A 24,873-nucleotide genomic window follows, 5' to 3' on the forward strand; every position below is an offset into this window, starting at 1 on the left:
CCACCCCGGACAGAGTCAGAAGCCGGCGGACCAAGGCCACACCCCCCACCCCCGTCCACATCCCAAGACCACCCCGAAACCAAGTCGCCGACCCACCCCCCTCCTCCCCTACGCTTGACCCGTGACCCCCGTCGAGCTCTCCCGCACCGTGCTGCGTGCCATGCGTCATGCCGTTGACGCGGGCGAACTCAGCGTGGCCGTGCCGGAGACGGTGGGGGTGGAGCGGCCCCGGCCCGGCGGGTGCGGGGACTACGCCACCAACGTCGCCCTCCAGGTCGCCCGCGCCGCGGGCCGCACCCCCCGGCAGGTCGCCGAAGCCGTGGCCCCGCGGCTCGCCGCCGAGGACGGGATCGCCGGGGTGGACATCACCGGGCCCGGGTTCCTCAACATCACCCTCGCGCGGTCGCCCGCCGAAGCCCTGGTGCGTGACGTACTCGCCCGCGGCCGCCGCTACGGACACGTCCACCCCGACACCGGGCAGCTCGCCCAGCTCCACGCCCCCCGGGAAGTCCGCGCCCTCGTCGTCGCCGACGCCGCCCGCCGCATCCTCCGCTCCCAGGGCACCCTCGTCCGGCTCACCTGCGACGCCGCCCCCGACCCGCGGTGGGTCGACATCCTCGGGGTGCGCGTCGACGCGTACGGCATTCCGCCGCGGCCGCTCCCCGGCCCGCGGCCCGTGCCCGCCCCCGCCGACCCCCTCCCCCTCGGCCGGGACGCCGCCCGCTGGGCCCTGCTGCACCCCGCCGCCCACGACCACCCCCGCACCGACCCCGCCCACGGCGGCGACCTGCACCTCGCCCAGCGCGAGAGCAACCCCCTCTTCCGGGTGCGGTACGCCCACGCCCGCTGCCGCGCCCTCTCCCGCAACGCCGCCGCGCTCGGCTTCGACGCCCACCCCGGCGACGTACACCCCCACGACATACCGCATCCCCAGGCCCTGCTCGCCGCCCTCGGTGACCACCCCGCCGTCCTCGCCGCCGCCGCCCGCCACCGCGCCCCGGACCGCCTCGCCCGCCACCTCGTCGTCACCGCCGACGCGCTGCTCGCGTACCAGCACGCCGTCCTGCCTCGCGGGGACGAGAAACCCTCGGCCACCCACCGCGCCCGGCTCGCGCTCGCCGAAGCCGCCGGGACGGTGCTCGCCGGTGGCCTGTCCCTGCTCGGCATCAGCGCACCCGCATACCTGTGACGCCGGTGACATACGTGACTTCCGTGACCCCCGCGAGCCACGCGTCCCGCGTGTCACCCGTGAGAGACGAGACATACGAGCCATGAGCCGTTCCGCACACCCCGCAGGGCCCCGCCACGCCGACGTGCTGCCCGAGGGCCACTACACCGCCCCGCCGGCCGACCTCAACGCCCTGGACGCCAAGGTCTGGTCCCGCACCGCGACCCGTACCCCCGACGGTGTCGTCCGCATGGGCGGCATCGAAGTGACGCGCCTGGCCGAGGAGTTCGGCACCCCCGCGTACTTCGTCGACGAGGCCGACTTCCGCGCCCGCTGCCGCGCCTGGCGCGACGCCTTCGGCAGCGACGCCGACGTCTTCTACGCCGGCAAGGCCTTCCTCTCGCGGGCCGTCGTGCGGTGGCTGCACGAGGAAGGCCTCAACCTCGACGTGTGCAGCGGCGGCGAGCTGGCCACCGCCCTCGGCGCCGGCATGCCCGCCGAGCGCATCGCCTTCCACGGCAACAACAAGAGCGAGGAGGAGATCAAGCGGGCCGTCGCGGCCGGCGTCGGACGCATCGTGCTCGACTCCTTCCAGGAGATCGTGCGCGTCTCGCACATCGCCGAGCGGCTCGGCCGGCGCCAGCCCGTGCAGATCCGCGTGACCGTGGGCGTCGAGGCGCACACCCATGAGTTCATCGCCACCGCGCACGAGGACCAGAAGTTCGGGATCGCCCTGGCCGGGGGACAGGCCGCCGAAGCCGTGCGGCGCGCTCTCCGGCTCGACGGGATCGAGCTGATCGGCATCCACTCCCACATCGGGTCGCAGATCTTCGACATGGCCGGCTTCGAGGTCTCCGCCCGGCGCGTCGTGCAGCTGCTCGCCGAGGTGCGCGACGAGCACGGCGTCGAGCTGCCCGAGATCGACCTCGGCGGCGGCCTCGGCATCGCGTACACCTCCGACGACGACCCGCGCGAGCCGCACGAGATCGCCAAGGCGCTGAACGAGATCGTCACGCGGGAGTGCGCCGCCGCGGGCCTGCGCACGCCCCGCATCTCCGTCGAGCCCGGCCGCGCCATCGTCGGCCCGACCGCCTTCACGCTCTACGAGGTCGGCACCATCAAGCCCCTCGAAGGACTGCGTACGTACGTCTCCGTCGACGGAGGCATGTCGGACAACATCCGTACCGCGCTCTACGACGCGGAGTACACCGTCGCCCTGGTCTCCCGCTCCTCCGACGCCGAGCCCATGCTGGTGCGCGTGGTCGGCAAGCACTGCGAGAGTGGTGACATCGTCGTACGCGATGCTTTCCTTCCGGCCGATCTCGCGCCCGGTGACCTGATCGCCGTGCCCGCGACCGGCGCGTACTGCCGCTCGATGGCGAGCAACTACAACCACGCTCTTCGCCCGCCCGTCGTCGCCGTGCACGACGGCGCGGCGCGGGTGATCGTCCGGCGTGAGACGGAGGAAGATCTCCTGCGTCTCGACGTCGGATGAAGAAAAATATGGAATAGATGTCTCACCATCCGGACAATGGACGGAAAGTCCGTTCCGGTGGGTGAGACTGGTCCCACCGTAGATGTATGAGAAGTGAGGTCGGATGATGCGTACGCGTCCGCTGAAGGTGGCGCTGCTGGGCTGTGGGGTTGTCGGCTCAGAGGTGGCGCGCATCATGACGACGCACGCCGACGACCTCACAGCGAGGATCGGCGCCCCGGTGGAGCTGGCCGGGGTCGCCGTCCGCCGCCCCTCCAAGGTGCGCGAGGGAATCGACCCGGAGCTGATCACCACCGACGCGACCGCCCTGGTCAAGCGCGGTGACATTGACGTCATCGTCGAGGTCATCGGCGGCATCGAGCCCGCCCGGACCCTCATCACCACCGCCTTCGAGCACGGCGCCTCGGTCGTCTCCGCGAACAAGGCGCTCATCGCGCAGGACGGCGCCGCGCTGCACCAGGCCGCCGTCGAGCACGGGCGTGATCTGTACTACGAGGCTGCCGTCGCCGGCGCCATCCCGCTGATCCGGCCGCTGCGCGAGTCCTTGGCGGGAGACAAGGTCAACCGCGTCCTCGGCATCGTGAACGGCACGACGAACTTCATCCTCGACGCCATGGACACCACCGGTGCCGGGTATCAGGAAGCCCTCGACGAGGCCACCGCGCTCGGGTACGCCGAGGCCGACCCCACCGCCGACGTCGAGGGCTTCGACGCCGCCGCCAAGGCCGCGATCCTGGCCGGCATCGCCTTCCACACGCGCGTACGCCTCGACGACGTCTACCGCGAGGGCATGACCGAGGTGACCGCCGCCGACTTCGCGTCCGCGAAGCGTATGGGCTGCACCATCAAGCTCCTCGCCATCTGCGAGCGGGCCGCCGACGGCGGGTCCGTGACCGCGCGCGTGCACCCCGCCATGATTCCGCTCAGCCACCCGCTGGCCTCGGTCCGCGGGGCGTACAACGCCGTCTTCGTCGAGGCGGAGGCCGCGGGCCAGCTCATGTTCTACGGGCCCGGCGCCGGCGGTTCGCCCACCGCCTCCGCCGTCCTCGGCGACCTCGTGGCCGTCTGCCGCAACAAACTCGCCGAGACCACCGGACCCGGCGACTCCGCGTACACCCAGCTGCCCGTGGGCGCCATGGGCGAGGTCGTCACGCGGTACCACATCAGCCTCGACGTGGCCGACAAGCCGGGCGTCCTCGCCCAGGTCGCGACGGTCTTCGCCGAGCACGGCGTATCGATCGATACGGTCCGTCAGACGGGCAAGGACGGCGAGGCCTCCCTCGTCGTCGTCACCCATCGCGCGCCCGACGCCGCCCTCACCGGCACCGTCGACGCGCTGCGCAGACTCGACACCGTGCGTGGTGTCGCCAGCATCATGCGGGTTGAAGGGGAGTAGGCAGCAATGAGCCACCAGTGGCGCGGAATCATCGAGGAGTACCGGGACCGCCTTCCGGTCTCGGACACCACGCCGGTCGTGACGCTTCGCGAGGGCGGCACGCCGCTCGTACCCGCGCAGGTGCTCTCGGAGCGCACGGGCTGCGAGGTCCACCTCAAGGTCGAGGGTGCCAACCCCACCGGGTCCTTCAAGGACCGCGGCATGACCATGGCGATCACCAAGGCCAAGGAGGAGGGCGCCAAGGCCGTCATCTGCGCCTCCACCGGCAACACGTCGGCGTCCGCCGCCGCCTACGCCGTCCGCGCGGGGATGGTCTGCGCGGTCCTCGTGCCGCAGGGCAAGATCGCGCTCGGCAAGATGGGCCAGGCGCTCGTCTACGGCTCGAAGATCCTCCAGGTCGACGGCAACTTCGACGACTGCCTGAACCTCGCGCGCGCTCTGTCCGAGAACTACCCGGTGGCGCTGGTCAACTCGGTCAACCCGTTCCGCATCGAGGGCCAGAAGACCGCCTCGTTCGAGATCGTGGACGCCCTCGGCGACGCGCCCGACCTCCACATCCTTCCCGTGGGCAACGCCGGCAACATCACGGCCTACTGGAAGGGCTACAAGGAGTACGCCGCCGACGCGGTGTCGACGCGTACGCCCCGGATGTGGGGCTTCCAGGCCTCCGGTTCCGCGCCCATCGTGCGCGGCGAGGTCGTCAAGGACCCCTCGACGATCGCCACCGCGATTCGCATCGGCAACCCCGCCTCGTGGCAGTACGCGCTCGCCGCGCGCGACGAGTCGGGCGGCCTCATCGACGAGGTGACGGACCGTGAGATCCTGCGCGCGTACAAGCTGTTGGCGTCCCAGGAGGGTGTCTTCGTGGAGCCCGCGTCGGCCGCCTCGGTCGCCGGTCTGCTGAAGGCCGCCGAGCGGGGCCTGGTCGACAAGGGGCAGAAGATCGTCTGCACCGTGACCGGAAACGGCCTCAAGGACCCCGACTGGGCCGTCGCCGGCGCCCCGCAGCCGGTCACCGTCCCGGTCGACGCGGACGCCGCCGCCGAGCGCCTCGGCCTGGCGTGACCCGCCGGCCGCCGGCGTAAGCCTGCGGCCGTATACGAGGGGTGGCACAGGGGGCTTACGACACGCATCGTGCGCCTCCTGTGCGCCCTATGTCGCCACAGAACCTTCCTTCGATAGGCTGTACCGAACCCGCCCCGCCGCATATGCCGCGGTGCCGCCGTAGTGCGCGGCCTTCGGGTGTTCCGTACATGTGGCACGTACCGAAAATACGCAGCCTCGAAAACACGCAGCTCAAGGAGAGTCATCGAGCGATGGCCGGTCCAGCGTTCCGCGCCGCCGCCGTCCGGGTGCGCGTCCCCGCCACCAGCGCCAACCTCGGTCCGGGCTTCGACGCCCTGGGCCTGTCGCTGGGTCTGTACGACGACGTGGTCGTCCGGGTGGCCGACTCCGGGCTGCACATCGACATCGCCGGGGAGGGCAGCGACACCCTTCCACGCGACGAGTCGCATCTGCTCGTACGATCCCTGCGCACCGCCTTCGACCTGCTCGGCGGACAGCCGCGCGGTCTAGAGATCGTCTGCGCCAACCGCATCCCGCACGGCCGCGGCCTCGGCTCGTCGTCCGCCGCCATCTGCGCGGGCATCGTCGCCGCCCGCGCCGTGACGATAGGCGGCGAGGCCCGGCTCGACGACACGGCGCTGCTCGAACTCGCCACCGAGATCGAGGGCCACCCCGACAACGTCGCCGCCTGTCTGCTCGGCGGCTTCACGCTCTCCTGGATGGACGGGGGAGCGGCGCGGGCGATCAGGATGGAACCCGCCGCTTCCGTCGTTCCGGTGGTCTTCGTGCCCGGGAAGCCCGTCCTCACCGAGACCGCGCGCGGCCTGCTGCCGCGCACCGTCCCGCACGTCGACGCTGCCGCCAACGCGGGCCGGGCGGCCCTGCTCGTCGAGGCCCTGACCAGGCGCCCCGAGCTGCTGCTCCCCGCCACCGAGGACCGGCTGCACCAGGAGTACCGCGCCCCGGCGATGCCGGAGAGCGCCGCCCTGGTGGAGCGGCTGCGCGCCGACGGCGTGCCCGCGGTGATCTCCGGCGCGGGACCCACGGTCCTCGCGCTGGCCGAAGACAGTGCGGCCGACAAGGTCGCACGCCTGGCGGGCGAGGGCTGGGCGGCCAACCGCCTGGCGCTCGACGCCGCGGGTGCGAGCGTGCTGCCGCTCGCGCCCTGACGCAGTGCCCGCAGCGAACGCAGGGATTTCGGGGCGACCCGAATTCGAGAGGGGGAATGTTTGTTGGGTCCGGTAGTGTTAATCTCAAGTCTGCACCCGACCTCACCATGGCGAGGTGCTTTGTGTCCCCGTCCGGGACAACCATTCTTCCGGGAGCCTCCCAAACTGCTTCGTGCCCCGCACTGAGCGGTCCTGAGCACGCTCCGGAACCGGCGTGACCGAGCCGAGTGACACCGCACTTCAGTGGCACCGCACCGGGAATCGCCATCACCAATGAATTCTTCCGCCTCGTTGGCGGACCACCGCCCCGGCACGGTCCATACGCATAGGACCGCCGGACAGCACAACCGGTCGCCGAGCCAGACAGGCCGACGTCCGCTCCAGGGAAGGACCCTTCGTGAGCGACACCACCGATCTGATGGGCGTGACTGCCGACACGCCCGCCACGGACGCCTCCGCGGCGCCTGCCACCGGTGCTTCGGCCGGGTCCCGGCGGCGCCGCGGCACCGGCCTCGAGGGCATGGTGCTGGCGGAACTGCAGCAGGTCGCCTCGGGCCTTGGGATCAAGGGAACCGGGCGCATGCGCAAGAGCCAGCTGATCGAGGTCATCAAGGAGGCGCAGGCAGGGGGCGGAGCCCCGGCCAAGAGCGCCGCGCCTTCCGCGGACACCGCTGAGACCAAGCCCAAGCGCCGGGCCACCTCGAAGGCCCGTACGGGCGAGGACGAGGGTGCCGCCAAGGCGAGCAAGGCCGAGAAGGCCGACAAGGCCGAGGGCGGCAAGGCCGAGAAGGCCGTCACCCAGCAGCAGATCGAGATCCCCGGTCAGCCGGCCGGGGGCCCCGCCCGCGCGAGCGAGACCGAGCGCGCGGGAGACGACCAGCCCGCCGGTGAGCGCCGCCGGCGCCGGGCCACCGCCGACGCGGGCAGCCCGGAGACCGTCACCGCCGAGGCGAAGTCGGACACCAGGACCGAGGTCAAGGCCGACACGGCCGAGGCCAAGGCCGACCGCGGCGACAGCGGTGACAACAGCGCCGAGGGCCGTCGCGAGCGCCGTGACCGGCAGGGCCGCGGCCGTGACCGCGACCGCCGCGGCAACAAGGGCGAGGACCAGCCGGGCGGCGGCCGCCAGGACCGCCCGGACCGTCAGGACCGGCAGGACCGCCAGCAGCAGGGCGGCCGCCAGGACCGGCAGGACCGTCAGCGTGACAACGGCCCGCGGGCCGACGAGGACGGCGACGACTTCGAGGGCGGCCGCCGCGGCCGCCGGGGCCGTTACCGCGACCGCCGTGGCCGTCGCGGCCGCGACGAGCAGGGCTTCGGCAACGAACCGCAGGTCTCCGAGGACGACGTCCTGATCCCCGTCGCGGGCATCCTGGACATCCTCGACAACTACGCGTTCATCCGCACGTCGGGCTACCTCCCCGGTCCCAACGACGTGTACGTCTCGCTGGCCCAGGTCCGCAAGAACGGCCTGCGCAAGGGCGACCACGTCACCGGCGCGGTCCGCCAGCCCAAGGACGGCGAGCGCCGCGAGAAGTTCAACGCGCTCGTACGCCTGGACTCCGTCAACGGCATGGCGCCCGAATCCGGGCGCGGCCGACCGGAGTTCAACAAGCTGACGCCCCTTTACCCGCAGGACCGGCTCCGCCTGGAGACCGACCCGGGCGTGCTGACGACCCGCATCATCGACCTCGTCGCCCCCATCGGCAAGGGCCAGCGCGGTCTGATCGTGGCCCCGCCGAAGACCGGCAAGACCATGATCATGCAGGCGATCGCCAACGCGATCACGCACAACAACCCCGAGTGCCACCTGATGGTCGTCCTGGTCGACGAGCGTCCGGAAGAGGTCACCGACATGCAGCGGTCGGTGAAGGGCGAGGTCATCTCCTCGACCTTCGACCGCCCGGCCGAGGACCACACCACCGTCGCCGAGCTGGCCATCGAGCGCGCCAAGCGCCTGGTGGAGCTGGGCCACGACGTCGTCGTGCTGCTCGACTCGATCACGCGTCTGGGCCGTGCGTACAACCTCGCCGCCCCGGCCTCCGGCCGCATCCTGTCCGGTGGTGTCGACTCGACGGCGCTGTACCCGCCCAAGCGCTTCTTCGGTGCCGCGCGCAACATCGAGGACGGCGGCTCGCTGACCATCCTCGCGACCGCGCTCGTCGACACCGGGTCCCGCATGGACGAGGTCATCTTCGAGGAGTTCAAGGGCACCGGCAACGCCGAGCTGAAGCTCGACCGCAAGCTCGCCGACAAGCGCATCTTCCCGGCGGTGGACGTGGACGCGTCCGGTACCCGCAAGGAGGAGATCCTGCTCGGCAGCGACGAGCTGGCCATCACCTGGAAGCTGCGCCGTGTGCTGCACGCGCTCGACCAGCAGCAGGCGATCGAGCTGCTCCTGGACAAGATGAAGCAGACGAAGTCGAACGCCGAGTTCCTGCTCCAGATCCAGAAGACGACGCCGACGCCGGGCAACGGCAACGACTAGTCGTCCGCACGGCACAAGGGGCCGCCCCGTCACAGGAGTGACGGGGCGGCCCCTTTGTCACGCGCGAGACCTTGGCCACACGCATAAGAGATCCTCACGCTTACGGGCAGTAGCCCGCGTGGCCGAAAAACCGCAGGTGAGAGGCGGAAATCGGGAGGATACGGGGCACGTTCCGTGACCGCCCCGGCACCGGGGCGCGGCCAGGGCGCTGTGCAACCCTTCAACCGGTTTCCCCGTCTGACAAGTGACGACGAACCGCACCGACCCTGAAAGCAGGGGGTAACCGACCGACGAGGACTGAGGAGCCCATGACCGACGAGAGCACCCTGGCGGGCCCGGCCGACACGCGGCCCAGACGCCCCCGCGGCGGAGGCGGCAAGCGCCGCAAGCCGCGTCGGCGCAGCAAGGCGCTCGTCATCACGGCATGGTCGGCGGCCTCGGTGGTCGTCCTCGGCGGCACCGGTCTCGGCGTCGTGTACTTCAAGCTCAACGGCAACATCAAGGGCGTCGACATCAACGCCGCGCTCGGCACGGACCGGCCCGAGGACATCGACAACGGCTCCCAGGACATCCTGGTCCTCGGCTCCGACTCGCGTTCCGGCAAGAACGCCAAGTACGGCAAGGACGAGGGCGCCGCCCGCTCCGACACGGCGATGATCGTGCACGTCTACAAGGGCCACCAGAAGGCCAGCGTGGTCTCGATACCCCGTGACACCCTGATATCCCGGCCCGCGTGCGAGACGGACGACGGCAGGACCGACCCGGGCGGTCAGCGGCAGATGTTCAACACGGCGTACGAGGTCGGCGGCCCCGCCTGCGCCGTCAAGACCGTCGAGAAGATGTCCGGCATCCGGATGGACCACTACCTCGAAGTGGACTTCACGGGCTTCAAGAAGCTCATCGACACCCTCGGCGGCGTCGACATCACCACCAAGAAGGCCATCCGCGACAAGGACAGCCACCTCGACCTGGACGCGGGCCGGCACACCCTCGACGGCGAGCAGGCGCTCGGCCTGGTCCGCACTCGGCACGGCGTCGGCGACGGCAGCGACCTCGGCCGCATCCAGCTCCAGCAGGCCTTCATCAAGGCCCTGCTCGACCAGGTCAAGGACGTCGGGGTCTTCGGCAACCCCAAGAAGCTCTACGACCTGGCGAACGACGCGACCAGCGCCGTCACCACCGACTCCGACCTGAACGACGTCAAGAGCCTCGCGGGCTTCGCGGGCGGCCTCAAGGGCATCGGCGCGGGCGACATGAAGATGGTCACGATGCCCATCCAGTACGACCCCGCCGACCCCAACCGCGTCCTGCCCCTCGAAGAGGCCGACCAGCAGGTCTGGGACGCCCTCAGGGCCGACAGGCCCATCCCGAAGTCCGCGACCGAGAAGTCCGCGGGCGACAAGGGCGACGTGGGCGACGTGGTGGCCGGCCACTGAGGTCCGCGGGCCCCCAGGAATAGATCCCGGCCTCCCCCCGTTTTGGGAGATACGGCCGGTCCTGGCAGACTGGTACGTCGGCCCCGGTTCACGTACGAGCAATCCGCGCGTACGACCCGGTGCCCTCCCGAAACTAGGAGACACCTTGAAGCGCGACATCCACCCCGAGTACGTCGAGACCCAGGTCAGCTGCACCTGTGGCGCCGAGTTCACCACCCGCAGCACGATCCCCAGCGGCACCGTCCGCGCCGAGGTCTGCTCCGAGTGCCACCCGTTCTACACGGGCAAGCAGAAGATCCTCGACACCGGTGGCCGCGTGGCCCGCTTCGAGGCCCGCTTCGGCAAGGCCGCGGCTGCCAAGAAGTAGCGAGCCACTGCGCCGGTCATCGGCCGCCCTCGCCAGGGGGCGGCCGGGACCGGCGCTTTTGCCGTCCCGCAGCCAATTCGCGTAGAACCGCGCGGAGATCCTTCGCGCAGAAAACCAGGAGCCCCCGATGTTCGAGGCGGTCGAGGAACTGATCGGTGAGCACGCCGATCTGGAGAAGAAGCTCGCGGACCCGTCGGTCCACGCCGACCAGGCCAACGCGCGCAAGCTCAACAAGCGCTACGCCGAGCTGACCCCGATCGTCGCCACCTACCGCAGCTGGAAGCAGACCGGGGACGACATCGAGACCGCCCGCGAGCTGGGCGCCGACGACCCCGAGTTCGCCGCCGAGGTCAAGGACCTGGAGCGCCGCCGCGACGAGATCACCGAGAAGCTGCGGCTGCTGCTCGTGCCCCGGGACCCGTCCGACGACAAGGACGTCATCCTGGAGATCAAGGCGGGCGCGGGCGGCGACGAGTCCGCCCTCTTCGCCGGTGACCTGCTGCGCATGTACCTGCGGTACGCCGAGCGCGTCGGCTGGAAGACCGAGATCATCGACGCCACCGAGTCCGAGCTGGGCGGCTACAAGGACGTCCAGGTCGCCGTGAAGACCAAGGGCGGCCAGGGCGCCACCGAGCCCGGCCAGGGCGTGTGGGCCCGCCTCAAGTACGAGGGCGGCGTGCACCGCGTGCAGCGCGTGCCCTCCACCGAGTCGCAGGGCCGCATCCACACCTCCGCCGCCGGTGTCCTGGTGACGCCCGAGGCCGAGGAGATCGACGTCGAGATCCACGCCAACGACCTGCGCATCGACGTCTACCGCTCCTCCGGGCCCGGCGGCCAGTCCGTCAACACCACCGACTCCGCGGTGCGCATCACGCACCTGCCGACCGGTGTCGTCGCCTCCTGCCAGAACGAGAAGAGCCAGCTCCAGAACAAGGAGCAGGCCATGCGCATCCTGCGTTCCAGGCTGCTCGCCGCCGCTCAGGAGGAGGCGGAGAGCAAGGCCGCCGACGCCCGCCGCAGCCAGGTCCGCACCGTCGACCGCTCCGAGAAGATCCGGACGTACAACTACCCGGAAAACCGCATCTCGGACCACCGCGTCGGCTTCAAGGCGTACAACTTGGACCAGGTGCTCGACGGCGACCTCGACGCGGTCATCCAGGCCTGCGTCGACGCGGACTCCGCGGCCAAGCTCGCCGCGGCCTGACGCCCCCATCCCTCGTACGACGCCCCCCGGAGGACCAGCGTGAACCTGCTGCTCGCGGAAGTGGCCCAGGCCACCCAGCGGCTGGCCGACGCCGGCGTGCCCTCGCCGCGCAACGACGCGGAGGAGCTCGCGGCCTTCGTGCACGGCGTGAAGCGGGGCGAGCTGCACTCCGTCAAGGACTCCGACTTCGACGCCCGCTACTGGGAGACGATCGCGCGCCGTGAGGCCCGCGAGCCGCTCCAGCACATCACCGGCCGGGCCTACTTCCGCTACCTGGAGCTTCAGGTGGGCCCCGGCGTCTTCGTGCCGCGGCCCGAGACGGAGTCGGTCGTCGGCTGGGCGATAGACGCGGTGCGGGCGATGGACGTCGTCGAGCCGCTCATCGTCGACCTGTGCACCGGTTCCGGCGCCATCGCGCTCGCCCTCGCCCAGGAGGTGCCGCGCTCGCGCGTGCACGCCGTGGAGCTCTCCGAGGACGCCCTGAAGTGGACCCGGAAGAACGTCGAGGGGTCCCGGGTCAAGCTGGTCCAGGGCGACGCCCGCGACGCGTTCCCGGAGCTGGACGGCCAGGTCGACCTGGTGGTCTCCAACCCGCCGTACATCCCCCTCACCGAATGGGAGTACGTCGCTCCGGAAGCCCGGGACTACGACCCCGAGCTGGCCCTCTTCTCCGGTGAGGACGGCCTCGACCTGATCCGGGGCATCGAGCGCACCGCCCACCGGCTGCTGCGCCCCGGCGGCGTCGTCGTCATCGAGCACGCCGACACCCAGGGCGGCCAGGTCCCGTGGATCTTCACCGAGGAGCGGGGCTGGGCCGACGCGGCCGACCACCCCGACCTGAACAACCGGCCGCGCTTCGCGACGGCGCGCAGGGCGATGCCGTGACGACCAACATTTCACCGCAGCAGTACGTGTACGAGGAGGCCCGCTGATGGCACGGCGATACGACACCAACGACGCGACCGACCGCTCGACCGGTCTGCGCGAGGCAGCGTCCGCCGTCCGCCGGGGCGAGCTGGTCGTGCTGCCCACCGACACCGTCTACGGCATCGGCGCCGACGCCTTCAGCCCGGAGGCCTGCGCCGACCTGCTCGACGCCAAGGGCCGCGGCCGCAACATGCCGACCCCCGTCCTCATCGGCTCGCCGAACACCCTGCACGGCCTGGTCACCGACTTCTCCGAGATGGCCTGGGAGCTGGTCGACGCCTTCTGGCCCGGCGCCCTGACCCTCGTCGCCAAGCAGCAGCCGTCCCTCCAGTGGGACCTCGGCGACACCCGCGGCACGGTCGCCATCCGCATGCCGCTGCACCCCGTCGCCATCGAACTGCTCACCGAGGTCGGCCCCATGGCCGTCTCCTCCGCCAACCTCACCGGGCACCCCGCCCCCGAGGACTGCGACGCCGCGCAGAACATGCTCGGCGACTCCGTCTCCGTCTACCTCGACGGCGGCCCGACCCCCGGCATCGTCCCCTCCTCGATCGTCGACGTCACGGGCAAGGTGCCGGTCCTGCTCCGCGCGGGCGCCCTCGACGCGGACGAGCTGCGCAAGGTGGTACCCGACCTCGAGGTGGCGAATTGACAGCCCCTGAGACGGGGCGTGGCATAACGGGCTTCCCGGGCTCCGCGGGCACCTTCCGCATCCTCCACGTCAGCACCGGCAACGTCTGCCGCTCGCCGATCACCGAGCGGCTGACCCGGCATGCCCTGGCCGACCGCCTCGGCGACCCCCTGACCGGCGGCCTGATCGTGGAGAGCGCGGGCACCTGGGGCCACGAGGGCGCCCCCATGGAGACCAACGCCGAGACCGTCCTCGCCGACTTCGGAGCGGACGCCAGCGGCTTCATGGGACGCGAACTCCTCGACGACCACGTGATCCGCGCCGACCTGGTCCTGACCGCCACCCGCGACCACCGGGCGCAGGTCATCTCCATGGGCCACTCGGCGGGCCTGCGCACCTTCACCCTCAAGGAGTTCACCCGGCTGGTGCGGGCCATAGACCCCACGACCCTGCCGGAGCCGGACGGCAACGGCGTGGTGGAGCGCGCCCGCGCCCTGGTACGGGCCGCCGCCGCCCTGCGCGGCTGGCTCCTGGCGCCCAACGTGGAGGCCGACGAGGTGTACGACCCCTACGGGGCGCCCCTGCCGTTCTTCCGCTCCGTGGGCGACGAGATCAACCAGGCCCTTGACCCCGTGGTGACGGCGCTGACCGGGGTGCCCGCGCACACGTAGCCGTACTCCCGGGCAAGCCCGCCGCCACGGGCCTACATTGGATCTGAGGTCACCCCTGCCAGGCCCCGGAGCCCGCGATGTCGCTCAGCACGGTCAGCACCGCCCCCACCGCCCACGAGGCGTCGTACACGGACCTCGGCGCGCTGCGCCGGCAGGACCCCGAGCTGGCCGACGTCCTCGCCGCCGAGGCAGCCCGGCAGTCCGCGGGACTCCAACTGGTCGCCGCCGAGAACTTCACCTCTCCCGCCGTGCTGACCGCCCTCGGCTCCCCGCTCGCCAACAAGTACGCCGAGGGCTACCCCGGGGCCCGCCACCACGGCGGCTGCGAACTCGTCGACGTCGCCGAGCGGATCGCCGTTGACCGCGCCAAGGCCCTCTTCGGCGCCGAACACGCCAACGTCCAGGCGCACTCGGGGTCGTCCGCCGTCCTCGCCGCGTACGCCGCGCTGCTGCGGCCCGGCGACACGGTCCTCGCGATGGGCCTGCCGTACGGCGGCCACCTCACACACGGCTCGCCCACCAACTTCTCCGGGCGCTGGTTCGACTTCGTCGGCTACGGCGTCGACGCCGAGAGTGGCCTCATCGACTACGACCAGGTGCACGCCCTGGCCCGCAGCCACCGCCCGAAGGCGATCGTCTGCGGTTCGATCTCCTACCCCCGGCACATCGACTACGCGGCCTTCCGCGCCATCGCCGACGACGTGGGCGCGTATCTCATCGCCGACGCGGCGCACCCCCTGGGCCTGGTCGCCGGGGGAGCGGCGCCGAACCCCGTGCCGCACGCCGACGTCGTCTGCGCCACCACCCACAAGGTCCTGCGCGGCCCCCGGGGCGGCCTGCTGCTCTGCGGGGCGGAGCTGGCGCACCGGATCGACCGGGCCGTCTTCCCGTTCACACAGGGCGGCGCCCAGATGCATACCATCGCCGCCAAGGCGGTGGCCTTCGGCGAGGCGGCGACACCGTCCTTCACCGCGTACGCCCATCAGGTGGTCGCCAACGCGCGGACGCTGGCGGAGGCCCTGGCCGCCGGCGGGTTCGCGATCACCACCGGCGGCACCGACACCCATCTGATTCTGGCCGATCCGGCCCCCCTCGGAGTCGAGGCGCACACCGCCCGCGGCCGGCTCGCGGCCGCCGGGATCGTCCTCGACACCTGCGCCCTGCCGCACGGCGACGCCCGCGGACTGCGCCTCGGCACCGCCGCCGTCACGACCCAGGGCATGACCGCCCCCGACATGGCGCGCGTCGCGAGACTGCTGGCCGACGCGGTGCGCGGCACGGGACGGAGCACGGACGTACGAGACGAGGTGCGTGCACTGGCGGGCAGATTTCCGCCGTATCCGGGATAGGACGGGGTGGGCGCGTCAGAGACGCACGCGTACTCGTGCAACCATCGTCGCTACCCGTAAGTCCCCAACCGTATGCGCGCAAAGCTAGGGTGTGGGGCTGAGATGGCCAGCGATACCTGTGGGGAAGCCCGTGCGTGAATACCTGCTGACGCTCTGCATCACGGCCGCGGTGACCTATCTGCTGACCGGGCCGGTGCGGAAGTTCGCGATCGTGGCCGGCGCCATGCCGGAGATCCGCGCCCGCGACGTGCACCGGGAGCCCACGCCCCGGCTCGGCGGGATCGCGATGTTCTTCGGCCTCTGCGCGGGCCTGCTGGTCGCCGACCACCTGCCGAACCTGAACGCCGTCTTCGAGAACTCCAACGAACCGCGCGCGCTGCTCTCCGGAGCGGCGCTGATCTGGCTGATCGGCGTCCTCGACGACAAGTTCGAGATCGACGCCCTGATCAAGCTCGGCGGCCAGATGATCGCCGCCGGCGTCATGGTCATGCAAGGCCTCACCATCCTGTGGATTCCCATCCCCGGCGTCGGCACGGTCTCGCTCACCTCCGGCCAGGGCACCCTGCTCACCGTCGCGCTCGTCGTCATCACCATCAACGCCGTCAACTTCGTGGACGGCCTCGACGGCCTCGCGGCGGGCATGGTCTGCATCGCCTCCGCCGCGTCCTTCATGTACGCCTACCGGATCTGGTACGGCTACGGCATCGAGGCCGCCGCGCCCGCCACGCTCTTCGCCGCCATCCTCATGGGCATGTGCCTGGGCTTCCTGCCGCACAACATGCACCCCGCCCGGATCTTCATGGGCGACTCGGGGTCGATGCTCATCGGTCTGGTCCTCGCGGCGGGCGCCATCTCCGTCACGGGCCAGGTCGACCCGGCGGCGATGAAGCTGAACTTCGGCGGCGCCCGCGACGCCACGCACGCGATGCTGCCGGTCTTCATCCCGCTGCTGATGCCGCTCACGATCATCGCGATCCCCTTCGCCGACCTGGTCCTCGCCATCGTGCGGCGCACCTGGAACGGCAAGTCGCCCTTCGCCGCCGACCGCGGGCACCTGCACCACCGGCTCCTGGAGATCGGCCACTCGCACAGCCGCGCGGTGCTGATCATGTACTTCTGGTCGGCGCTCATCGCCTTCGGCACCGTCGCGTACTCCGTGCACTCCACGAGCGTGTGGATTCTGTTGCTCATCGTCGCGCTCAGCGCGCTGGGCCTCGTGCTGCTCCTGCTGCCGCGCTTCCGGCCGCGTACGCCGCGCTGGGCGGAGGCGTTCGTGCCGCCGCGCTATCGCCGCCGCAGGGCGGAGCACGTAGAGGCGGAGGCGACCCCCGAGGAGAGCGGAACACCCGCCGGTCCGGCGCCCGCCCCCGTGCCCGAGCTGAGCGGCGCCACGCGTCTGCACGGCAGCACGGCGGTCTCCGAGCGGCCCCGTGTACGGTCGCACGAGCGGGAGTAGCCGCGGCTATCACCCCGACGGGTGCACGGCCAACACGAAACGCGCACAGTGAACCAATCGTGTGATGGTCGGCACACTTTCAGGTAAAGACTGCATCAAATAGTTTGTGATACGGTTCACGAGAACCCGAGATATATTGGGGCGGCCCCGACGAGACCGGCCGCCCTGGTGAGGTGCGCCTCTTCGTCTCCGTGCGCCTCACGTCACGGATCAGGGCCATCGCTCGACGATCGCAATGCCACGCCCCCAATTCCGCCGGAGGAGCTGCCGCCATGCAGTCCAACGACGCCCGCACACTGCTTCACTGCGCCCTGCCCACCGCTGCCGCGGGTGTGGCGGGGATCGCGGTCAGTGCCGCCGTTGCCGGCGGCAAGGGTGCGCTCGGTGCCGCCTTCGGTGCTCTTCTCGTTCTGCTGTTCATGGGCGGTGGCCTTGTGGCGCTCCAGCGGGGCGCGCGCTCCTGGCCCCACCTGTTCCAGATGATGGGTCTGCTGGTCTACACCACGCAGATCCTGATCCTGATGGTGGTGCTGACCGCGCTCCGCGGTACGTCGGCGTTCAACTCCAAGTGCTTCGCCTTCACGCTGCTCGCCGCCACTTTGGTGTGGATGGCGGCGCAGGTGCGTTCCCATATGAAGGCCAAGGTCCTTTACGTGGAGCCGGATTCCGCCCGGCCGCAATCGTGAGCTGTAGGGCCAGCGTAAGGAGACCTCCGCTCATTTGCTATGGTCTCGCCACAACTGCGGCAGAGCTGGCGCGGGAGGCGGCCGTGCCTGTGAAGCCATACGGCTCGGAGCCCAGCCGCCGCCCCCAAATCCGCAAGTCCAGTCCAGTGCCGCTCCGCGGACATCGACCGCGCCGACACATCGAGGTTGCCGTACCCATGCGCCACGTTGAAGGAGCTCGCGGTGAGTAACGCCCAGACGCTCGCCTTCGAGACCGATTGCCACATTTTTGAAGGGTGCGGTTTCCCGACCCCCGGCCTGCACTCCTTCCTCTTCAAGCCGATTTTCACCGTCGGCGGCTTCGAGTTCAACAAGCCGATGCTGCTGGCCCTGGTGAGTTCGGTCGTCGTCGTCGGCTTCTTCTGGGCCGCCTTCAACAAGCCGAAGCTGATCCCCGGCAAGCTCCAGATGGTCGCCGAGATCGGCTACGACTTTGTGCGCCGCGGGGTCGTCTACGAGACGCTCGGCAAGAAGGAGGGCGAGAAGTACGTCCCTCTCATGGTCTCGCTGTTCTTCTTCATCTGGATCATGAACCTCTGGTCGATCGTTCCGCTCGCCCAGTTCCCGGTGACCTCGGTCATCGCCCTTCCGGCGGGCCTCGCGGCGATCGTCTACATCCTCTGGGTGAGCGTCACCTTCAAGAGGCACGGCTTCATCGGCGGCTGGAAGAACATCACCGGCTACGACCGCTCGCTCGGCCCGGTCTTCCCGATGGTCATGTTCTTCGAGTTCCTCTCGAACATGATCATCCGGCCCTTCACCCACGCGGTCCGGCTCTTCGCCAACATGTTCGCGGGCCACGTCCTGCTGGTGATCTTCACCATCGCGAGCTGGTACCTGCTGAACGGCATCGGCATCGCCTACGCGGGTGTCTCGTTCGTGATGGTCATCGTGATGACGATCTTCGAGCTCTTCATCCAGGCGCTGCAGGCGTACGTCTTCATCCTGCTGGCCTCCAGCTACATCCAGGGCGCGCTCGCCGAGCACCACTGAGTACGCCTGGCCTCTCCCCCCGATACATCCGGTGGCCAACCCCCACCGGCCCGTAAAAAGAAGGAAGTTACGGCATGTCCGCTCTCGAGACCCTCGCCGCGGTCAACGTCCAGGGCAACTTCGGTGCGATCGGCTACGGCCTCGCCGCCATCGGCCCCGGCATCGGCGTCGGCATCATCTTCGGTAACGGCACGCAGGCCCTCGCCCGTCAGCCCGAGGCCGCCGGCCTCATCCGCCAGAACCAGATCCTCGGCTTCGTGCTCTGTGAGGCCCTGGCGCTCATCGGTCTGGTCATGGGCTTCGTTTACCCGGTTCCTTCCTGATCCGGTCTCGTTGACGAGAAACTTCAACGGAAGGCACTGATGTGATCTCCCTGGTACAGCTGGCGTCGGAGGAGCCTCAAAACCCTCTGATCCCGGCAATCCCCGAGCTCGTCATCGGCCTGATCGCGTTCGTCATCGTCTTCGGCTTCTTCGCCAAGAAGTTCCTCCCGAACATCAACAAGGTTCTGGAAGAGCGTCGCGAAGCGATCGAGGGCGGCATCGAAAAGGCCGAGGCCGCTCAGACCGAGGCCCAGAGCGTTCTTGAGCAGTACAAGGCTCAGCTCGCCGAGGCCCGGCACGAGGCCGCGCGTCTGCGCCAGGAGGCGCAGGAGCAGGGCGCTCAGCTCATCGCCGAGATGCGGGCCGAGGGCCAGCGTCAGCGCGAGGAGATCGTCGCCGCCGGTCACGCCCAGATCGAGGCCGACCGCAAGGCCGCCGCGCAGTCGCTGCGTCAGGACGTGGGCCAGCTGGCCACCACCCTGGCCGGCAAGCTCGTCGGTGAGTCCCTCGAGGACCACGCGCGTCAGAGCCGCACGATCGACCGTTTCCTCGACGACCTCGAGGAGAAGGCCGAGGCGGCTCGATGACAGCGCACGGAGCCAGCCGCGAGGCACTGGCCGCCGCGCGTGAGCGTCTGGACGCGCTGACCGACAACACGTCGGTCGACGCGAAGCGGCTCGCGGACGAGCTGGCCGCGGTCACCGTGCTGCTGGGCCGCGAGGTCTCGCTGCGTCGGGTCCTGACCGACCCGGCGCAGTCCGGTGAGGCCAAGGCCGAGCTGGCCGGGCGCCTGCTGAGCGGCCAGGTGGGCGGCGAGACCGCCGACCTGGTGGCCGGCATGGTCCGCTCGCGCTGGTCGCAGTCGCGTGACCTGGTCGACGCTCTGGAGGAGCTGGCCAACCTCGCCGACCTGACCGGCGCGCAGAAGTCCGGCGCGCTGGACAACGTCGAGGACGAGCTGTTCCGGTTCGGCCGGATCGTCTCGTCCAGCACCGAGCTGCGAGCGGCACTGACCGACCGCGCCGCCACGGGCACGGCCAAGAGCGAGCTGCTGCGCAGCCTGCTCGGCGGTCGCGCCGAGGACGTGACGGAGCGACTCGTCGCACGCCTTGTGACCGCGCCGCGCGGACGTAGCCTGGAAGAGGGACTCGAGTCCCTCTCCAAGCTGGCCGCGGACCGACGCAACCGCATGGTCGCCGTCGTCACCTCCGCCGTCCCGCTCACGGACCGGCAGAAGCAGCGTCTCGGCGCCGCGCTGGTCAAGGTGTACGGACGGCAGATGCACCTCAACCTCGACGTGGACCCCGAGATCCTCGGCGGGATCAGGGTCCAGGTCGGCGACGAGGTCATCAACGGCTCCATCGCGGACCGCATCGAGGAAGCCGGCCGCCGCGTGGCCGGCCAGTAACTCAACACGCACGAACTACGGCCCTAGTTGGGCCGTGCAGAGGATTCCTGGGGGCTGACCCCAGACCCCCCAAGAAAACTTCGGGCCCAACAAGGAGAGCAGGGAACCCAGATGGCGGAGCTCACGATCCGGCCGGAGGAGATCCGGGACGCGCTGGAGAACTTTGTCCAGGCGTACAAGCCGGACGCGGCCTCGCGCGAGGAGGTCGGTACGGTCACCGTCGCCGGCGACGGTATCGCCAAGATCGAGGGTCTGCCCTCGGCCATGGCGAACGAGCTGCTGAAGTTCGAGGACGGATCTCTCGGCCTCGCGCTGAACCTCGAAGAGCGCGAGATCGGCGCGGTCGTCCTCGGCGAGTTCAGCGGTATCGAGGAAGGCCAGCCGGTCAGCCGTACCGGCGAGGTCCTGTCGGTCGCCGTGGGCGAGGGTTACCTCGGCCGCGTCGTCGACCCGCTCGGCAACCCGATCGACGGTCTCGGCGAGATCGAGACCAGCGGACGTCGCGCCCTCGAGCTGCAGGCACCGGGCGTCATGGCCCGTAAGTCGGTCCACGAGCCGATGGAGACGGGCTACAAGGCCGTCGACGCGATGACCCCGATCGGCCGTGGCCAGCGTCAGCTGATCATCGGTGACCGCCAGACCGGCAAGACCGCCATGGCCGTCGACACGATCATCAACCAGCGCGACAACTGGCGCTCGGGCGACGTGAACAAGCAGGTCCGCTGCATCTACGTCGCCATCGGTCAGAAGGGCTCCACCATCGCCTCCGTGCGTGGTGCGCTCGAAGAGGCCGGCGCGCTGGAGTACACGACCATCGTCGCCGCCCCGGCGTCCGACCCGGCCGGCTTCAAGTACCTGGCGCCGTACACCGGCTCGGCCATCGGCCAGCACTGGATGTACGAGGGCAAGCACGTCCTCATCGTCTTCGACGACCTCTCGAAGCAGGCCGACGCCTACCGCGCCGTGTCCCTGCTGCTCCGCCGCCCGCCGGGGCGCGAGGCCTACCCGGGTGACGTCTTCTACCTGCACTCGCGTCTCCTTGAGCGTTGCGCGAAGCTCTCCGACGAGCTGGGCAAGGGCTCGATGACGGGTCTGCCCATCGTCGAGACCAAGGCGAACGACGTGTCGGCGTTCATCCCGACCAACGTCATCTCCATCACCGACGGCCAGTGCTTCCTGGAGTCGGACCTCTTCAACGCCGGTCAGCGCCCCGCGCTGAACGTCGGTATCTCCGTCTCCCGAGTCGGTGGTTCCGCGCAGCACAAGGCGATGAAGCAGGTCTCCGGCCGCCTGCGCGTGGACCTCGCCCAGTTCCGTGAGCTGGAGGCGTTCGCCGCCTTCGGTTCCGACCTGGACGCCGCGTCGAAGGCGCAGCTCGAGCGCGGCCAGCGCATGGTCGAACTGCTCAAGCAGCCGCAGTACGAGCCGATGGCCACCGAGGACCAGGTCGTCTCCGTGTGGGCCGGTACCACCGGTCGCATGGACGACGTGCCGGTGGGTGACATCCGCCGCTTCGAGAAGGAGCTCCTGGAGTACCTGCACCGCAAGGAGCAGGGCCTCATGACCTCCATCAAGGAGGGCGGCAAGATGTCGGACGACACCCTCCAGGCCGTCGGCGACGCCATCGTGGAGTTCAAGAAGCAGTTCGAGACCTCGGACGGGAAGCTTCTCGGCGAGGACGCTCCGGCCGCCGCCGGCAAGTGACGACGGAAGGGACCTGACTCATGGGAGCCCAGCTCCGGGTCTATAAGCGTCGCATCAAATCCGTCACCGCGACCAAGAAGATCACCAAGGCGATGGAGATGATCGCCGCCTCGCGTGTCGTCAAGGCGCAGCGCAAGGTGGCGGCCTCCACGCCGTACGCGACCGAGCTCACCCGCGCGGTCACGGCGGTCGGCACCGGCTCGAACACGAAGCACCCGCTGACGACCGAGGCGGAGACGGCGACCCGTACCGCGGTTCTGCTCCTCACGAGCGACCGTGGTCTGGCCGGCGCCTTCAACTCGAACGCCATCAAGGCCGCGGAGCAGCTGACCGCGCGCCTGGAGGCCGAGGGCAAGGAGGTCGACACGTACATCGTCGGCCGCCGTGGTCTGGCCCACTACAACTTCCGCGAGCGCAAGGTCGTGGAATCGTGGTCGGGCTTCACCGACGAGCCCACGTACGCGGATGCCAAGAAGGTCGCGGCGCCGTTGATCGAGGCGATCGAGAAGGAGACGGCGGACGGCGGCGTGGACGAGCTCCACATCGTCTACACCGAGTTCGTCTCGATGATGACGCAGACGGCCATCGACGGCCGCCTGCTGCCGCTCAGTCTCGAAGAGGTCGCGGAGGAGAAGCCCGCCAAGGGCGAGATCCTTCCGCTGTACGACTTCGAGCCGTCGGCGGAGGACGTCCTCGACGCCCTGCTGCCGCGCTACGTCGAGAGCCGTATCTACAACGCGCTGCTCCAGTCGGCTGCCTCCAAGCACGCCGCCACGCGCCGCGCGATGAAGTCGGCGACCGACAACGCCGGGGATCTGATCAACAGCCTCTCCCGGCTTGCCAACGCGGCCCGCCAGGCCGAAATCACCCAGGAAATCAGCGAGATCGTCGGCGGCACAGCAGCGCTGGCCGACGCGACCGCGGGGAGTGACAAGTAATGACGACCACTGTTGAGACGGCCGTTGCCACGGGCCGCGTCGCCCGGGTGATCGGCCCGGTCGTCGACGTGGAGTTCCCCGTCGACGCGATGCCGGAGATCTACAACGCCCTGCATGTCGAGGTCGACGACCCGGAGACCGCGGGCGGCCGCAAGACGCTGACCCTCGAGGTCGCCCAGCACCTGGGTGACGGCGTGGTCCGCGCGATCTCGATGCAGCCCACCGACGGCCTGGTCCGCCAGGCCCCGGTCAAGGACACCGGAAAGGGCATCTCGGTGCCCGTCGGTGACGTCACCAAGGGCCGGGTGTTCAACACCCTCGGTGAGGTCCTGAACGACGACCCGTCCACGGTCGCCGACGCCGAGCGCTGGACGATCCACCGCAAGGCCCCGTCCTTCGACCAGCTCGAGTCCAAGACCGAGATGTTCGAGACCGGCCTGAAGGTCGTCGACCTTCTCACCCCGTACGTCAAGGGTGGAAAGATCGGTCTGTTCGGTGGTGCCGGTGTCGGCAAGACCGTGCTGATCCAGGAAATGATCGTCCGTGTGGCCAAGCTGCACGACGGTGTCTCCGTCTTCGCCGGTGTCGGCGAGCGCACCCGTGAGGGCAACGACCTCATGGTCGAGATGGAGGAAGCCGGCGTTCTGGACAAGACCGCGCTGGTCTTCGGCCAGATGGACGAGCCGCCGGGCACGCGTCTGCGCGTCGCCCTGGCCGGTCTGACCATGGCGGAGTACTTCCGCGATGTGCAGAAGCAGGACGTGCTGTTCTTCATCGACAACATCTTCCGCTTCACGCAGGCCGGTTCCGAGGTCTCGACCCTGCTCGGCCGCATGCCCTCCGCGGTGGGCTACCAGCCGAACCTGGCCGACGAGATGGGCCTCCTCCAGGAGCGCATCACCTCGACCCGCGGTCACTCGATCACCTCCATGCAGGCGATCTACGTCCCCGCGGACGACCTGACCGACCCGGCCCCGGCCACCACCTTCGCCCACCTCGACGCGACGACGGTTCTCTCCCGTCCGATCTCCGAGAAGGGCATCTACCCGGCCGTGGACCCGCTGGACTCCACGTCCCGCATCCTGGACCCGCGCTACATCGCGCAGGACCACTACGACGCCGCCATGCGCGTCAAGGGAATCCTGCAGAAGTACAAGGACCTCCAGGACATCATCGCGATCCTCGGCATCGACGAGCTCAGCGAGGAGGACAAGCTCGTCGTCGCCCGTGCCCGTCGCGTGGAGCGCTTCCTGTCCCAGAACACCCACGCCGCCAAGCAGTTCACCGGTGTGGATGGTTCGGACGTGTCCCTCGACGAGTCGATCGCGGCCTTCAACGCGATCTGCGACGGCGAGTACGACCACTTCCCGGAGCAGGCGTTCTTCATGTGCGGTGGTCTCGAGGACCTCAAGAAGAACGCCAAGGAGCTCGGCGTCTCCTGAGCCGCGTAGCTCATCCGCGCGAAGGGGCGGGTTGCACCCCGCAGGGGCCGTGTCCCGCCCCTCCGCGTACGCCCACTAGAATTTGACCCAACACCCGGCGAAGCCGCCGGGTGGTGACCCGAGGAGCCACCCTTGGCTGCTGAGCTGCATGTCGAGCTGGTCGCCGCGGACCGCAGCGTCTGGTCCGGCGAGGCCACCCTGGTCGTCGCGCGCACCACGTCCGGCGACATCGGCGTCATGCCCGGTCACCAGCCGCTGCTCGGTGTGCTGGAGTCGGGCCCGGTGACCATTCGTACGAGTGGCGGCGGCACCGTCGTCGCCGCCGTCCACGGAGGTTTCATCTCCTTCGCGGACGACAAGCTGTCGCTGCTGGCCGAGATCGCGGAGCTGTCCGACGAGATCGACGTCCAGCGTGCGGAGCGGGCGCTGGAGCGCGCGAAGTCGGAGGCCGACGCCTCCGCCGAGCGGCGCGCCGATGTCCGACTGCGTGCGGTGGCGGCGCGCTGACCCCAGCGCGC

Annotated in this window: 23 protein-coding genes; all 23 read left to right on the plus strand. The window is 70.0% G+C overall.

Going from position 1 to position 24,873, the window contains the following annotated elements:
* Nucleotides 1–121: 121 nt before the first annotated feature.
* Entirely contained in the window at nt 122–1,189 is a 1,068-nt protein-coding gene (nrtL, locus tag J2N69_RS25360; protein ID WP_230902780.1) for an ArgS-related anticodon-binding protein NrtL, read from the plus strand.
* A gap of 82 nt (nt 1,190–1,271) precedes the next feature.
* On the plus strand, nt 1,272–2,663 hold the full coding sequence (lysA, locus tag J2N69_RS25365) for a diaminopimelate decarboxylase (RefSeq protein ID WP_230902781.1): 1,392 nt from the start codon (nt 1,272–1,274) through the stop codon (nt 2,661–2,663).
* Between the two features lie 103 nt (nt 2,664–2,766).
* Nucleotides 2,767–4,059 (plus strand): homoserine dehydrogenase, encoded by a 1,293-nt coding sequence (locus J2N69_RS25370; protein ID WP_230902782.1) that lies wholly within the window; start codon nt 2,767–2,769, stop codon nt 4,057–4,059.
* Nucleotides 4,060–4,065: 6 nt separating this feature from the next.
* Complete coding sequence (gene thrC / locus J2N69_RS25375) at nt 4,066–5,124, plus strand: threonine synthase (protein ID WP_230902783.1); 1,059 nt, start codon at nt 4,066–4,068, stop codon at nt 5,122–5,124.
* A gap of 251 nt (nt 5,125–5,375) precedes the next feature.
* Nucleotides 5,376–6,293 (plus strand): homoserine kinase, encoded by a 918-nt coding sequence (gene thrB, locus J2N69_RS25380; protein ID WP_230902784.1) that lies wholly within the window; start codon nt 5,376–5,378, stop codon nt 6,291–6,293.
* A gap of 397 nt (nt 6,294–6,690) precedes the next feature.
* The gene (gene rho, locus J2N69_RS25385; RefSeq protein WP_230902785.1) at nt 6,691–8,781 is read left to right on the plus strand and encodes a transcription termination factor Rho; all 2,091 of its coding nucleotides are present in this window, start codon (nt 6,691–6,693) and stop codon (nt 8,779–8,781) included.
* A 308-nt stretch (nt 8,782–9,089) separates the two neighbouring features.
* A complete protein-coding gene (locus J2N69_RS25390; RefSeq protein WP_230902786.1) occupies nt 9,090–10,217 on the plus strand; it encodes an LCP family protein in 1,128 nt (375 codons plus the stop codon).
* A 145-nt stretch (nt 10,218–10,362) separates the two neighbouring features.
* A complete protein-coding gene (gene rpmE / locus J2N69_RS25395; RefSeq protein WP_230902787.1) occupies nt 10,363–10,584 on the plus strand; it encodes a 50S ribosomal protein L31 in 222 nt (73 codons plus the stop codon).
* A gap of 127 nt (nt 10,585–10,711) precedes the next feature.
* Complete coding sequence (gene prfA / locus J2N69_RS25400) at nt 10,712–11,788, plus strand: peptide chain release factor 1 (protein ID WP_205036320.1); 1,077 nt, start codon at nt 10,712–10,714, stop codon at nt 11,786–11,788.
* 39 nt (nt 11,789–11,827) lie between these two features.
* Entirely contained in the window at nt 11,828–12,673 is an 846-nt protein-coding gene (gene prmC, locus J2N69_RS25405) for a peptide chain release factor N(5)-glutamine methyltransferase (RefSeq protein ID WP_127909460.1), read from the plus strand.
* Between the two features lie 46 nt (nt 12,674–12,719).
* A complete protein-coding gene (locus J2N69_RS25410; protein ID WP_127909459.1) occupies nt 12,720–13,367 on the plus strand; it encodes an L-threonylcarbamoyladenylate synthase in 648 nt (215 codons plus the stop codon).
* Nucleotides 13,364–14,017, plus strand: coding sequence for an arsenate reductase/protein-tyrosine-phosphatase family protein (locus J2N69_RS25415; protein ID WP_230902788.1), 654 nt, complete (start codon nt 13,364–13,366; stop codon nt 14,015–14,017). Before J2N69_RS25410 ends, J2N69_RS25415 begins: the two co-directional genes overlap by 4 nt.
* A 77-nt stretch (nt 14,018–14,094) precedes the next feature.
* Entirely contained in the window at nt 14,095–15,366 is a 1,272-nt protein-coding gene (locus J2N69_RS25420) for a serine hydroxymethyltransferase (protein WP_230902789.1), read from the plus strand.
* A 130-nt stretch (nt 15,367–15,496) separates the two neighbouring features.
* Complete coding sequence (locus J2N69_RS25425) at nt 15,497–16,822, plus strand: MraY family glycosyltransferase (RefSeq protein ID WP_230902790.1); 1,326 nt, start codon at nt 15,497–15,499, stop codon at nt 16,820–16,822.
* A gap of 272 nt (nt 16,823–17,094) precedes the next feature.
* Nucleotides 17,095–17,508 carry a hypothetical protein gene (locus tag J2N69_RS25430; RefSeq protein WP_230902791.1) on the plus strand — a complete coding sequence of 138 codons (414 nt, stop codon included), beginning with the start codon at nt 17,095–17,097 and terminating at the stop codon, nt 17,506–17,508.
* A gap of 222 nt (nt 17,509–17,730) precedes the next feature.
* Nucleotides 17,731–18,540, plus strand: coding sequence for a F0F1 ATP synthase subunit A (gene atpB, locus J2N69_RS25435; RefSeq protein ID WP_205036304.1), 810 nt, complete (start codon nt 17,731–17,733; stop codon nt 18,538–18,540).
* A 74-nt stretch (nt 18,541–18,614) separates the two neighbouring features.
* Nucleotides 18,615–18,863, plus strand: a complete 249-nt coding sequence (atpE, locus tag J2N69_RS25440; protein WP_205036302.1) for an ATP synthase F0 subunit C — start codon at nt 18,615–18,617, stop codon at nt 18,861–18,863.
* Nucleotides 18,864–18,904: 41 nt separating this feature from the next.
* The gene (locus J2N69_RS25445) at nt 18,905–19,450 is read left to right on the plus strand and encodes a F0F1 ATP synthase subunit B (protein ID WP_230902792.1); all 546 of its coding nucleotides are present in this window, start codon (nt 18,905–18,907) and stop codon (nt 19,448–19,450) included.
* A complete protein-coding gene (locus tag J2N69_RS25450) occupies nt 19,447–20,271 on the plus strand; it encodes a F0F1 ATP synthase subunit delta (RefSeq protein ID WP_230902793.1) in 825 nt (274 codons plus the stop codon). The genes J2N69_RS25445 and J2N69_RS25450 overlap by 4 nt, the downstream gene beginning before the upstream one ends.
* A gap of 111 nt (nt 20,272–20,382) precedes the next feature.
* Nucleotides 20,383–21,975, plus strand: a complete 1,593-nt coding sequence (gene atpA / locus J2N69_RS25455; RefSeq protein WP_230902794.1) for a F0F1 ATP synthase subunit alpha — start codon at nt 20,383–20,385, stop codon at nt 21,973–21,975.
* 20 nt (nt 21,976–21,995) lie between these two features.
* Complete coding sequence (locus J2N69_RS25460) at nt 21,996–22,913, plus strand: F0F1 ATP synthase subunit gamma (protein ID WP_230902795.1); 918 nt, start codon at nt 21,996–21,998, stop codon at nt 22,911–22,913.
* Entirely contained in the window at nt 22,913–24,355 is a 1,443-nt protein-coding gene (gene atpD / locus J2N69_RS25465; RefSeq protein WP_230902796.1) for a F0F1 ATP synthase subunit beta, read from the plus strand. The genes J2N69_RS25460 and atpD overlap by 1 nt, the downstream gene beginning before the upstream one ends.
* A gap of 132 nt (nt 24,356–24,487) precedes the next feature.
* Nucleotides 24,488–24,862 carry a F0F1 ATP synthase subunit epsilon gene (locus tag J2N69_RS25470; protein ID WP_205036291.1) on the plus strand — a complete coding sequence of 125 codons (375 nt, stop codon included), beginning with the start codon at nt 24,488–24,490 and terminating at the stop codon, nt 24,860–24,862.
* Nucleotides 24,863–24,873: the final 11 nt, after the last annotated feature.

The sequence above is a fragment of the Streptomyces huasconensis genome (assembly GCF_021028635.1).
Classification (GTDB): Bacteria; Actinomycetota; Actinomycetes; order Streptomycetales; family Streptomycetaceae; genus Streptomyces; species Streptomyces huasconensis.

Bases quoted from the DNA above. Each gene is read 5' to 3' on its own strand.
- J2N69_RS25370 (WP_230902782.1), top strand. From the start codon at position 2,767: ATGATGCGTACGCGTCCGCTGAAGGTGGCGCTGCTGGGCTGTGGGGTT.
- atpD (WP_230902796.1), top strand. From the start codon at position 22,913: ATGACGACCACTGTTGAGACGGCCGTTGCCACGGGCCGCGTCGCCCGG.
- atpE (WP_205036302.1), top strand. From the start codon at position 18,615: ATGTCCGCTCTCGAGACCCTCGCCGCGGTCAACGTCCAGGGCAACTTC.
- thrC (WP_230902783.1), top strand. From the start codon at position 4,066: ATGAGCCACCAGTGGCGCGGAATCATCGAGGAGTACCGGGACCGCCTT.
- J2N69_RS25410 (WP_127909459.1), top strand. From the start codon at position 12,720: ATGGCACGGCGATACGACACCAACGACGCGACCGACCGCTCGACCGGT.
- atpA (WP_230902794.1), top strand. From the start codon at position 20,383: ATGGCGGAGCTCACGATCCGGCCGGAGGAGATCCGGGACGCGCTGGAG.
- prfA (WP_205036320.1), top strand. From the start codon at position 10,712: ATGTTCGAGGCGGTCGAGGAACTGATCGGTGAGCACGCCGATCTGGAG.
- J2N69_RS25450 (WP_230902793.1), top strand. From the start codon at position 19,447: ATGACAGCGCACGGAGCCAGCCGCGAGGCACTGGCCGCCGCGCGTGAG.
- thrB (WP_230902784.1), top strand. From the start codon at position 5,376: ATGGCCGGTCCAGCGTTCCGCGCCGCCGCCGTCCGGGTGCGCGTCCCC.
- J2N69_RS25460 (WP_230902795.1), top strand. From the start codon at position 21,996: ATGGGAGCCCAGCTCCGGGTCTATAAGCGTCGCATCAAATCCGTCACC.
- J2N69_RS25430 (WP_230902791.1), top strand. From the start codon at position 17,095: ATGCAGTCCAACGACGCCCGCACACTGCTTCACTGCGCCCTGCCCACC.
- J2N69_RS25420 (WP_230902789.1), top strand. From the start codon at position 14,095: ATGTCGCTCAGCACGGTCAGCACCGCCCCCACCGCCCACGAGGCGTCG.
- lysA (WP_230902781.1), top strand. From the start codon at position 1,272: ATGAGCCGTTCCGCACACCCCGCAGGGCCCCGCCACGCCGACGTGCTG.
- J2N69_RS25390 (WP_230902786.1), top strand. From the start codon at position 9,090: ATGACCGACGAGAGCACCCTGGCGGGCCCGGCCGACACGCGGCCCAGA.